The organism is Flavobacterium sp. NPDC079362, assembly GCF_050267765.1.
Lineage (GTDB): Bacteria > Bacteroidota > Bacteroidia > Flavobacteriales > Flavobacteriaceae > Flavobacterium > Flavobacterium azizsancarii.
Genome location: NZ_JBNNFM010000063.1, coordinates 1 through 11,052, shown reverse-complemented (window position 1 = coordinate 11,052; position 11,052 = coordinate 1). Strand labels below are relative to the sequence as shown.

7 protein-coding genes are annotated in these 11,052 nt (G+C 34.5%); 4 read left to right on the top strand and 3 right to left on the bottom strand.

From position 1 onward, the window contains the following. Nucleotides 1–337: 337 nt before the first annotated feature. The 3 genes from rpoN to ACQKCJ_RS24350 form a co-directional block, all read right to left on the bottom strand. Nucleotides 338–1,798, bottom strand: coding sequence for an RNA polymerase factor sigma-54 (gene rpoN / locus ACQKCJ_RS24360; protein WP_427403115.1), 1,461 nt, complete (start codon nt 1,796–1,798; stop codon nt 338–340). Nucleotides 1,799–1,890: 92 nt separating this feature from the next. Beyond that, nucleotides 1,891–3,339 (bottom strand): asparagine--tRNA ligase, encoded by a 1,449-nt coding sequence (gene asnS / locus ACQKCJ_RS24355; protein WP_271338383.1) that lies wholly within the window; start codon nt 3,337–3,339, stop codon nt 1,891–1,893. A gap of 387 nt (nt 3,340–3,726) precedes the next feature. Then, complete coding sequence (locus ACQKCJ_RS24350) at nt 3,727–6,093, bottom strand: efflux RND transporter permease subunit (protein WP_271338384.1); 2,367 nt, start codon at nt 6,091–6,093, stop codon at nt 3,727–3,729. A 178-nt stretch (nt 6,094–6,271) separates the two neighbouring features. On the opposite strand from ACQKCJ_RS24350, the gene ACQKCJ_RS24345 reads away from it, so the two are divergent. The 4 genes from ACQKCJ_RS24345 (at nt 6,272) to ACQKCJ_RS24330 (ending at nt 10,848) form a co-directional block, all read left to right on the top strand. Next, entirely contained in the window at nt 6,272–6,601 is a 330-nt protein-coding gene (locus ACQKCJ_RS24345; protein ID WP_271338385.1) for a DMT family transporter, read from the top strand. Nucleotides 6,602–6,895: 294 nt separating this feature from the next. Then, the gene (locus tag ACQKCJ_RS24340) at nt 6,896–7,657 is read left to right on the top strand and encodes a histidine kinase (protein WP_271338386.1); all 762 of its coding nucleotides are present in this window, start codon (nt 6,896–6,898) and stop codon (nt 7,655–7,657) included. Continuing rightward, complete coding sequence (locus ACQKCJ_RS24335; RefSeq protein WP_271338387.1) at nt 7,620–8,339, top strand: LytR/AlgR family response regulator transcription factor; 720 nt, start codon at nt 7,620–7,622, stop codon at nt 8,337–8,339. Before ACQKCJ_RS24340 ends, ACQKCJ_RS24335 begins: the two co-directional genes overlap by 38 nt. 238 nt (nt 8,340–8,577) lie before the next feature. Beyond that, the gene (locus tag ACQKCJ_RS24330) at nt 8,578–10,848 is read left to right on the top strand and encodes a cation:proton antiporter (protein WP_427403114.1); all 2,271 of its coding nucleotides are present in this window, start codon (nt 8,578–8,580) and stop codon (nt 10,846–10,848) included. Nucleotides 10,849–11,052: the final 204 nt, after the last annotated feature.

Sequence of the window (11,052 nt, the reverse complement as noted above, 5' to 3'; positions counted from 1 at the left end):
GTATCGTAAATTAAGAACCGCCTTGGTACGGATCCGTATGCCGGGTGGTGTGGAAGGTCGCCTAGGGAATTAATCCCTAGGCTCCTATCCGATTGCGTAAAATGATATTCCTTTGTTTAAACTGGACTAAAGTCCAGCTCTCCAATATATTTTGTTCCTTCGGAATTATTAGAGACTTTGGCTCGGATGTATATTGTAGGACCGGAGTTTAATCCGTTATGATATGTAAAAAATAAACCCGACAGGTTTTTTTCAACCTGTCGGGTTTGCTGTATGTGTAAAGCTTAATTTTTTTTAATCTCTTAATGGTAAAAAAATAAATTTAAATGTTTGGAATTTATATTTTCTTTCTCATTCTTGCCACCGGAATATCAAGTTGTTCACGATATTTTGCAATTGTTCTACGTGCAATCGGGTAGCCTTTTTCTTTTAGAATTTCAGCTAATTGATCGTCTGGTAAAGGTTTCTTTTTGTCTTCTTCTTCAATTGTATTCTTAAGGATTTTTTTGATTTCTAAAGTCGAAACATCTTCTCCCTGATCATTTTTCATTGCTTCAGAGAAAAATTCTTTAATCAGTTTTGTTCCGTATGGAGTTTCAACATATTTACTGTTGGCAACACGCGAAATTGTCGAAATATCCAAGCCAACCATATCTGCAATGTCTTTTAGGATCATTGGTTTTAGTTTGGTTTCGTCGCCATCTAAGAAATATTCTTCCTGATAATGCATAATGGCATTCATCGTTACAAAAAGAGTTTCCTGACGTTGTCTGATCGCATCAATAAACCATTTGGCCGAATCCAGTTTCTGTTTGATAAATTGAACTGCATCTTTTTGAGCAGATGATTTATCACGAGAATCTTTATACGTTTGCATCATTTCCTGATAATCCTTAGAAACATGCAGGGAAGGAGCATTTCTTCCGTTTAAGGTCAGTTCAAGTTCTCCGTCAACGATTCTGATTGCGAAATCAGGAACTACATTCTCAGTTACTTTATTGTTTCCTGTGTAGGATCCTCCCGGTTTTGGATTCAGTCTTTCGATTTCGTGAATTGCTTTTTTAAGCTGTTCATTAGAAACGCCATATTTTTGAAGCAGTTTATCGTAATGTTTTTTGGTAAAAGCATCAAACTGATTTTCGATAATGTCAATCGCTAAATCAACGGATTCAGTTGGTGTTTTGTGCTTTAGTTGTAGTAATAAACATTCCTGTAAATCTCGCGCTCCAACACCTGAAGGTTCTAGTTCGTGAATAACCTGAAGCATTTTCTCGACCATTGCTTCATCGGTATAAATACCCTGAGTAAAAGCCATGTCATCTACAATATCTGCAACGCTTCTTCTGATGTAACCCATATCATCAATACTTCCAACAAGGAATTCAGCGATTTCGCGTTCTTCATCATTTAGAATAAAAGTATTCAACTGATTGATTAAATCCTGATGAAAACTAATTGGCGAAGCAAAAGGTGTTTCTCTTTCTTCGTCTTCACTATAATTGTTCACCTGAGTTTTATAGTCCGGAGTATCGTCGTCGCTTAAATATTCGTCTATGTTAATATCATCCGCTTCGATTCTGTCGCCTTCAGCATCATCATAATCGTCGTAGTCTTCATTTGCGAATTCATCCGCTTCGTATTCGTCTTCTTTTCCAGCTTCCAGAGCCGGATTTTCGTTCATTTCTTCTAATAAACGTTGTTCAAAAGCTTGCGTAGGCAATTGAATTAACTTCATCAGCTGAATTTGCTGTGGAGATAATTTTTGGGATAATTTTAAATTTAAAAATTGCTTTAGCATTGATATTTGTTAAAAGTTTCAAGTTTCAAGTTTCAGGTTGAAGAACGATCAACAACCTGAAACTTGAAACTTGAAACAAATTTAATTATTTTTTAGAATTCCGCATTTCCAGGAGTTCTCGGGAAAGGAATTACGTCTCTAATGTTTGTCATTCCTGTAACAAACAATACCAAACGCTCAAATCCAAGTCCGAAACCTGCGTGAGTTGCAGAACCAAATCTTCTGGTATCTAAATACCATGATAATTCTTCTTCATCGATTTCTAAGGCCTTCATCTTTTCGATCAAAACATCGTAACGCTCTTCTCTTTCAGAACCACCAACGATTTCTCCAATTCCAGGGAAAAGGATATCCATTGCACGAACCGTTTCTCTTCCTGGTTCAGTATTATCATTCAAACGCATGTAAAACGCTTTAATATTTGCCGGGTAATCAAACAAGATTACCGGACATTTAAAGTGTTTTTCAACCAAATAACGCTCGTGTTCTGATTGTAAATCAGCTCCCCATTCGTTGATGATATATTGAAATTTTTTCTTTTTGTTTGGAGTTGAATCTCTCAAAATGTCAATTGCTTCAGTATAAGAAACACGTTTGAAGTTGTTCTCCAAAACGAAGTTCAATTTCTCTAACAAAGCCATTTCGCTTCTTTCTGCCTGAGGTTTTGATTTTTCTTCATCTAAAAGTCTTCCTTCTAAAAATTTCAAATCATCCTGACAATTGTCTAAAGCATACTTGATTACGTACTGAATAAAATCTTCAGCCAAATCCATGTTATCATCCAGATCGTTGAAAGCAACTTCTGGCTCAATCATCCAAAACTCTGCAAGGTGACGGGAAGTATTAGAGTTTTCTGCTCTAAAAGTTGGTCCAAAAGTATAAATCTGCCCCAAAGCCATTGCATAAGTTTCTCCTTCTAATTGTCCTGAAACCGTTAAGTTGGTTTCTTTTTCGAAGAAATCTTCTTTATAATTTACTTTTCCGTCTTCAGTTCTTGGCGTGTTGTCAAAAGGTAAAGCTGTAACTTTAAACATTTCTCCTGCACCTTCAGCATCAGAACCTGTAATAATTGGCGTATTTACATACACAAAACCTTTTTGTTGAAAATAGTTGTGAACTGCAAATGACAATACAGAACGCACACGCATAATGGCTCCAAACATATTGGTACGAACACGTAAATGCGCATTTTCACGCAAGAAATCTAAACTAGGTCTGTTCTTTGGCTGTATTGGGAATTTCTCAGCATCAGAATCACCTAAGATTTCAAGTTTGTTCACCTGAATTTCATATTTCTGACCCGCACCTTTACTTTCAATCAAAGTTCCCGTTACTGATATTGCAGCTCCAGTTGTAACTCTTTTTAAAGTTTCATCAGGTGTATTTTCAAAATCAACAACACATTGTATATTATTAATGGTAGAACCGTCATTAAGAGCGATGAACTGATTATTTCTAAAAGTTCTCACCCATCCTTTTGCATTAACCTCCTGAAGCGTCGTCGTACTGTTTAATAAGTCTTTAACTTTTGTGTGTTTCATTTTATATATAATATTGAAATTAAATTATTTGTTGTGTAATAACTGCAAATATAAACGATAATTATTAAAATTAGAAGCTGTTTCCCGCTCTCCGCTGTATCTTTATGTTTTTAAAGAAAAAACACAAAGGATGTCGCTGCGATCGGGGCTAGGGCTCCGGTTTTTAAAAGATGTTATTACATCTCATTTTTGTCATTTCGACCGAAGGGAGAAATCACACAAGAGATTACGCAAACAAAAGCAATTAATTTTTGTGGAGTTACGTGTGTGATTTCTCCTTCGTCGAAATGACAAGTTTATGCGTCAACCTTTGTCAAAGTTCAAAACTTTGACAAAGGTCCAAGTCGTTAATTCGTGCTAATTAGTGAAATTTGTGGCAAAAAAAATCTACCCCTCCAAATTCTCCAAATCCTCTTTCTTAGCTTTCTTCTTCTCAAAAGTCAAAACCAAAGCCGGTAAAACCAATAAATTCGCAAACATAGCAAATGCCAATGTACATGAAATTAATCCACCAAGAGCGATTGTTCCGCTGAAACTTGAAAGTGTGAAAGTAGCAAACCCTAAAATCAAAACTACCGAAGTATAAAAAGTACTGATTCCTGTTTCTCTCAAAGCGCTAAAAACAGATTTTTTAACCTTTCCGTTGCTTTGAATTAAATCATGTTTGTACTTCGCCATAAACTGAATCGCGTTATCGACCGAAATTCCAAACGCAATACTAAATACTAAAATTGTCGATGGTTTTAACGGAATCCCAAAATACCCCATTAATCCGGATGTGATACAAAGCGGTAAAACATTTGTAATTACAGACGCCATTACCATTTTAAACGATCTGAACAAATACAACATCAATCCTGCGATTACTAAAATAGCGAAAATCAATGATTCTATTAAGTTGTCAACCAAATAGGATGTTCCTTTCTGGAAAACCAATGCTTTTCCGGTCAAAGTCACTTCGTAACGGTCTGCAGGGAAAATTTCAGCAATTTTTGAGCGTAATTTTTTCTCTACTCTTGCCATTTCTTGCGTTCCAATATCTTTCATGAAAGTCGTGATTCGCGCATATTGTCCCGTCGAATCTACGTACGATTTCATTAAGTTGTCTTTGCTGTTTTTCGTTGCATTCTTAGCATAAGATAAAATAAAAGTCTGTTCCTGTGAGGTCGGCAATTGGTAATATTCCGGATTTCCGTTATAGAAAGCCTGTTTCGAATATTTAACCAAATTCACGATAGAAACCGGTTTCGATAATTCAGGAAGTTCTGCAATTGTATTTTGCAATTCATCCATTTTTTTCATCGTTGATAATTTCATAACACCTTTTTTATGTTTGGTGTTAATCATTATTTCAAGGGGCATAACACCGTTGAATTCTTTTTCGTAGAATAAAATGTCTTTATAAAATGACGCGCTTTTAGGCATTTCTCCAATCAAACTTCCCGAAACTTTCATTTGGGTAAGTCCAATAACGCTAAAAACCAAAAGCAAACCATAAATGGTGTAAATAACTTTTCGTTTGTTTTTTACCACATTTTCAACAAAATCCAATAAAGTAGAAATGTAAGTTTTATTCAAATGGTATAAATGTCTTTCTCCAGGAATCGACATGAAACTGTATACAATTGGCACAATTAAAAGCGTCAATAAATAAACTGAAATCACATTGATTGAAGTAACCAAACCAAATTCGAAAAGCAAATCATTGCCTGTAATCATAAATGTTGCAAAACCTATTGCCGTAGTTAAATTCGTCATCAGAGTCGAAACTCCAATTTTAGAAATAATACGCTGCAAAGCTTTTGCCTGATTGTTGTGCAGTTTAATTTCCTGCTGGTATTTATTGATAAGGAAAATGCAATTGGTAATCCCGATAACGATAATTAATGGCGGGATAATAGCGGTAAGGATCGTGATTTTATAATGAAATAATCCAAGTGTTCCAAAAGACCAGATTACACCAATGATCAAAATACAAATCGAGATAAAAGTAGCTCTGAACGAACGGAAAAAGAAAAAGAAAATAAGGGAAACCGTAAATAAAGCCGCACCAATAAAGAGCCCGATTTCACCTTTCATATTATCGGCGTTGATCGTTCTGATGTATGGCATTCCGGAAACTTTCAAATCAACTCCAGTTGTTTTTTCGAATTTGTCAATTTTCGGAACCAGATTTTCAAGGATAAATGTCTTTCTTTCCGGCGTGTTTACAAGTGCCTTGTTGATGTAAATCGCTGATCGAATGCTGCCGCTTTGCTTGTTGAACAATAAACCTTCGTAAAAAGGCAAATTGTGAAACAAATCATATTGTACCTTTTTTAAATATTCAGGATCAAGTGCTTTCTTTTGATCGATAAAAGGAGTCAGAATAAATTTTTCGTTAACCGTATCTTTCTCTAATTTCTTTAAATCATTTAATGAAACTACTAAATCTACTTCTTTAGAATTTTTTAAACCCGTCATCAATTCATTCCAGGCAGCGTAGTTTTTTGGCGTAAAAAATTTAGGATCCTGAAACCCAATTACCACTAGATTTCCTTCTTCGCCAAATTTATCCAAAAACTGTTGGTACTGTCTGTTTACGATATGATCTTTAGGAAGCAAGTTGGCTTCGGTATAAGTCATAGAAAGGTTTTTCCATTGGTAGCCAAGGAAAATCGTTAAAGCAGATAGGATTACTAGTATTACTATTCTGTTCTTAAGTATGATTCGGGCTAGTTTTTCCCAAAATCCAACTTGTACTGCGTTTTTCATAAATTCTTTAAAATGGATGCAAATGTAGTGAAAAGTGCTCTAAATCATAAATAATCAGTTCGGTTTTTACTGTTTGTTAACATAAATGATATTACAATATTTAGGAAAAATTAGCTGTTTTGTACAATTCTACGTTAGCTTTTCTCATATTTGTACTTAATTTAAAAGCGAAAAGAATATGAATTGGATTTTATTAGTAATAGCAGGACTTTTTGAAGTTGGATTTGCATCTTGCTTAGGCAAAGCAAAGGAAACCACAGGCATAATTTCAACCTACTGGATGGCTGGTTTTTTTGTTTGTCTTTCGATCAGTATGTTATTGTTGTATAAAGCCACTCAAGTTTTGCCAATAGGAACCGCATATGCTGTTTGGACAGGAATTGGAGCCGTAGGAACTGTTTTGGTAGGGATTTTAGTTTTTAAAGAACCGGCAACTTTCTGGAGAATATTTTTCCTTTCGACTCTAATTGCTTCGATCATTGGGTTGAAGTTTGTTTCTAGTCATTAAAGAATATTGGACCACAGATTTTACGGATTAAACGGGTTTGTACGGATTTTTTTACTGAATACTGGAAAAAATATGCCACAGATTACACAGATTCTCACAGATTATCTTTTTGATTCTTAGAAAAAATCTTTTTAATCTTTTAATCTGTGGCAAAAAAACAAGAAGCAAATTTCATCAGATACTTTTATTTAATGAAATACAAATAGAGTAAATACGATAAAAAAGAAAACCCGCGTCAACCCGTTTCATCCGTAAAACCCGTGGGCAAAAAAAACTTTTTAACTTTACATAACTATGCAGGAAAACAATACCATCACTTTTATATTTCTGGCGATTCTTCTATTGCTAATTGTTCTCATTTGCTTTTTGATCTATCAATTAACGCAATTCAAAAAAGCAAAAGACAATGCTGAGAAAAGTTTTTATGCACTCGAAATCAAAGTGAACGATTTGCAGTTAGAAACGTTAGAATCAAAGCTTAATCCGCATTTGTTTAAGAATATTTTGAATTCGATTCAGTCGCACGCGTATCAAACCTATTTTGCATTAGATAAACTGGCGAATGTTCTGGATTATATCTTATACGAAAGTAAAAAGAAATTTGTCACGGCAAAAGAAGAAATTGATTTTGCTCTGAACTTGATTGAAATCAATAAAATCAAAATCAGTCCTCTTTTTGAGTTGAAGATCAAGACTAATATTAATAAAGAAGATAAACTATACGATCAGCCTTTATTAGCGCCTTTGATTTCGATAGATTTAATCGAAAATGCTTTTAAACATGCTGATTTGCAAAGCGCCGATGCCTTTATTTCGGTTGTTTTTGAGTTTAGGGACAATGCTTTTTTTATGACAGTTTCAAATAAGATATCAGATAAAAAAGTATTGAAAAAAGAACGCGGCGGTTTTGGTCATACAACACTGGAGCACCGATTGCGTATTATTTATAAAAATAACTTCAAACTCGATAAGTTTGTAGAAAATGACGTTTATATTGCTCATCTTAAAATAGATTTACTTGAATACAAAACTGAAATGCTTGCTGCTGGACGATGAGTTGCCGGGATTAACGTACCTGAAAATGCTTTGCGAACAAATTCCTGAAGTAGAAATCGTAAAAACGTTTAATAATCCTGAAAAACTCCTTGCTGATATTCCCAATCTCGATTTTGATTTGCTAATATCAGATATCGAAATGCCCGGAATTGATGGTTTGCATCTGGCAGAAATGCTGGACAATAAATTGGTGATTTTTTGTACGGCCTATAAAGAATATGCTGCCGATGCTTTTAATATTGATGCGGTAGATTATATTACAAAACCGGTAAAACTGGAACGTCTGCAAAAAGCGATCTCAAAAGCTTTCGAACGTTTTCATAAACCGGATGCGACAAAAAAGTTCATTCAGTTAAATACAGATAAGGGAAAGACGTTATTGTATTTTAATCAGATTCAGTATATCAAAACTGCAGTTAGTGATAGTCGTGATAAAACGGTTCTTTTGGCCGATGGAAGTTTTCTGAATTTAAAAAATGTGAAATTCGATACTCTTTTAAGCGAATTGCCTGATGCTGATTTCTGTCGTGTAAACAAAAAAGAAATTGTAGCAGTAAAAGCCATCAAGTTTTTTAATCATAACGAAATTGTCTTGCATCATGTAGAGAAAAATGACAAGAATACTACCTTAATTCTAAGCGAAACCTATCGTTCTGACTTTTTGAAGAAGGTGAAATTGTAAATTGTTTTTTTTAAACGATATTTTGAGAACATTGATGTCAGGCTGAGCGGAGTCGAAGCCCTTTTTGCGATAAAAACCTTTGATTTTACTCAGAATGACAGTAGTTTATTGCCAATTATTATAACTTATTACAAAGTTTTTCCCACTTGTTACATACATTGAAAATTAGATTTAAAATTTCTTTTTCACTTAATTCTCACTTCTGATATTTGCACCATTAAAATCAAAAAAACGAGTTATGAATAACATTAAAAACTCCTTATTTTACGTTACTGTTATTGGTGGTTTTACCGCTTTGATATATTGGGTAATCTCAAAAGGTGCTGCACTTGAAGTGGGGCGAGGAATCGTTCAGAAAAAAATAGTAGGCAATCATTGGAATGATTTTTTAAATTCGATGGTAGAGAATCTGCAGCATCCTCTGGCTATTTTATTGGCGCAAATTGTGACTATTATTTTGGTAGCGCGTTTGTTTGGATGGGTTTTTAGAAAAATAGGACAGCCATCTGTAATTGGAGAAATGATTGCAGGTATTGTTTTAGGGCCCTCTTTAGTTGGAATGTATTTTCCGGAATTTTCAGCGGCATTGTTTCCAAAAGAATCTTTAGGGAATTTACAATTCTTAAGCCAAATTGGTTTAATCCTTTTCATGTTCGTGATTGGAATGGAATTGGATTTGAAAGTATTAAAAAACAAAGCACACGATGCTGTAGTTATAAGTCACGCAAGTATTGTAATCCCTTTTGCCCTGGGTCTGTCATTAGCTTATTTCATCTATCATACTTTTGCTCCGGTTGGAGTTGAGTTTGCATCGTTTGGTTTGTTTATGGGGATTGCCATGAGTATTACTGCATTTCCGGTGTTAGCGAGAATCGTGCAGGAGCGGGGCATGCAAAAAACAAAACTGGGAACCATTGCCATAACTTGTGCTGCGGCAGATGATATTACGGCTTGGTGTATTTTGGCAGTGGTAATTGCAATTGTAAAAGCAGGTTCATTTACAAGTTCTTTGTATGTAATAGGTTTGGCTATTTTGTATGTAATTGTCATGCTAAAAATAGTTCGCCCGTTTCTGAAACGAGTTGGAGATTTAAATTCAACTCGCGAAAGTCTGAATAAACCCGTAGTTGCTATTTTCTTTATAACACTTCTGTTCTCTTCTTATGCATCAGAATTAATTGGAATTCATGCTTTATTTGGCGCTTTCCTTGCAGGAGCAATTATGCCGGAAAACAACAAATTCAGAAATATTTTTATCGAAAAGGTTGAAGATGTTGCTATCATTGTTCTATTACCATTGTTCTTTGTGTTTACAGGTTTACGTACGCAAATAGGTTTGCTAAATGATCCTTATTTATGGAAAGTTACTGCTGTAATTATTGCTGTTGCAGTAGCAGGGAAATTCTTAGGAAGTGCTTTTGCTGCGAAATTCGTGGGGCAAAGCTGGAAAGATAGTTTGGCGATTGGAGCTTTAATGAATACCCGTGGTTTAATGGAACTGGTGGTTTTGAATATTGGTTATGATTTGGGAGTTCTTTCTACAGAGATTTTTACCATGATGGTAATTATGGCTTTAGTGACGACATTTATGACTGGTCCGGCTTTAGATTTTATAGGTTTTATTTTTAAGGATAAAATACCTGCGGTTCCGGAAGAAATTGGGAATAAAAGCAAATACAAGATTTTGCTTTCGTTTGCAACTCCTGAAAAAGGTAAAGTATTATTGAAAATCGCTAATAGTCTGGTTAAGAAACAAGGTGATAATTCGATTATAACAGCAATGCATTTGTCATTAAGTACAGAGATACATTCATTTGATATAAAAGATCATGAACGTAAAATGTTAGTTCCTGTAATAGAAGAATCAGAGCGTTTAAATCAAAACATGGTGAGTGTTTTTAAGGTGACAAATGATATTGATACTGATATTATAGATACTGCGAACCAAGGCGAATATGATTTATTGTTAGTGAGTCTGGGACAATCTATTTTTGACGGAACGTTGCTTGGAAAGATTCTTGGTTTTACAACCCGAATCGTAAATCCGGACCGTTTGATCGATAAGTTTACCGGAAAAGAAGGTTTGTTCGAGAATTCTCCTTTTGATGAAAGAACACGTCATATCATTGCAAAAAGCAAAATGCCGGTTGGTATTTTTATCGATAAGGATTTAGAAGAAGTGAATCAGGTTTTTATGCCGATTTTTAGTAAAGAAGATTCTTTTCTTATTGAATATGCTAAAAAACTAATCAATAATAATGGTTCTCAGATTACGGTTCTGGATGCAAGTGGCGAAGTAAAAAACACCAGGGATATTCAGGAAACGATTCGTTCGATCGAGCAAATTGCACCCAATCATATCATGATTATGCACGACAGAACAATTAAGAAAGAGTTTTTGGAAAATCAGAATTTGATGATTATTAGTTTAGACAGTTGGAAAAAACTAATAGAATCTCAAAGTACATGGTTGAATAATACACCTTCGGTTTTGATTTTGAAACCATAAAGGTTTTAAAGTACAATATTTTAAAATTCCAAATTCCAATTTTATGATTGGGGTTTGGGATTTTTTTTGTTGCGGTTTTTTGCTGGTATAACGTGATATTGTAGAAACCTTGTCAAAGTTCAAAACCAAGAGTGTAAGGAACTTTTGTAAAAAACTATTATTTTTATTTTCTGTATGTCAATAAATATCAGAAAATGCAAATCA

What these genes read in the sequence shown, in the direction of transcription:
- rpoN (WP_427403115.1), bottom strand. Translation starts at nt 1,798, where the DNA reads ATGCTAAAGCAATTTTTAAATTTAAAATTATCCCAAAAATTATCTCCA.
- asnS (WP_271338383.1), bottom strand. Translation starts at nt 3,339, where the DNA reads ATGAAACACACAAAAGTTAAAGACTTATTAAACAGTACGACGACGCTT.
- ACQKCJ_RS24350 (WP_271338384.1), bottom strand. Translation starts at nt 6,093, where the DNA reads ATGAAAAACGCAGTACAAGTTGGATTTTGGGAAAAACTAGCCCGAATC.
- ACQKCJ_RS24345 (WP_271338385.1), top strand. Translation starts at nt 6,272, where the DNA reads ATGAATTGGATTTTATTAGTAATAGCAGGACTTTTTGAAGTTGGATTT.
- ACQKCJ_RS24340 (WP_271338386.1), top strand. Translation starts at nt 6,896, where the DNA reads ATGCAGGAAAACAATACCATCACTTTTATATTTCTGGCGATTCTTCTA.
- ACQKCJ_RS24330 (WP_427403114.1), top strand. Translation starts at nt 8,578, where the DNA reads ATGAATAACATTAAAAACTCCTTATTTTACGTTACTGTTATTGGTGGT.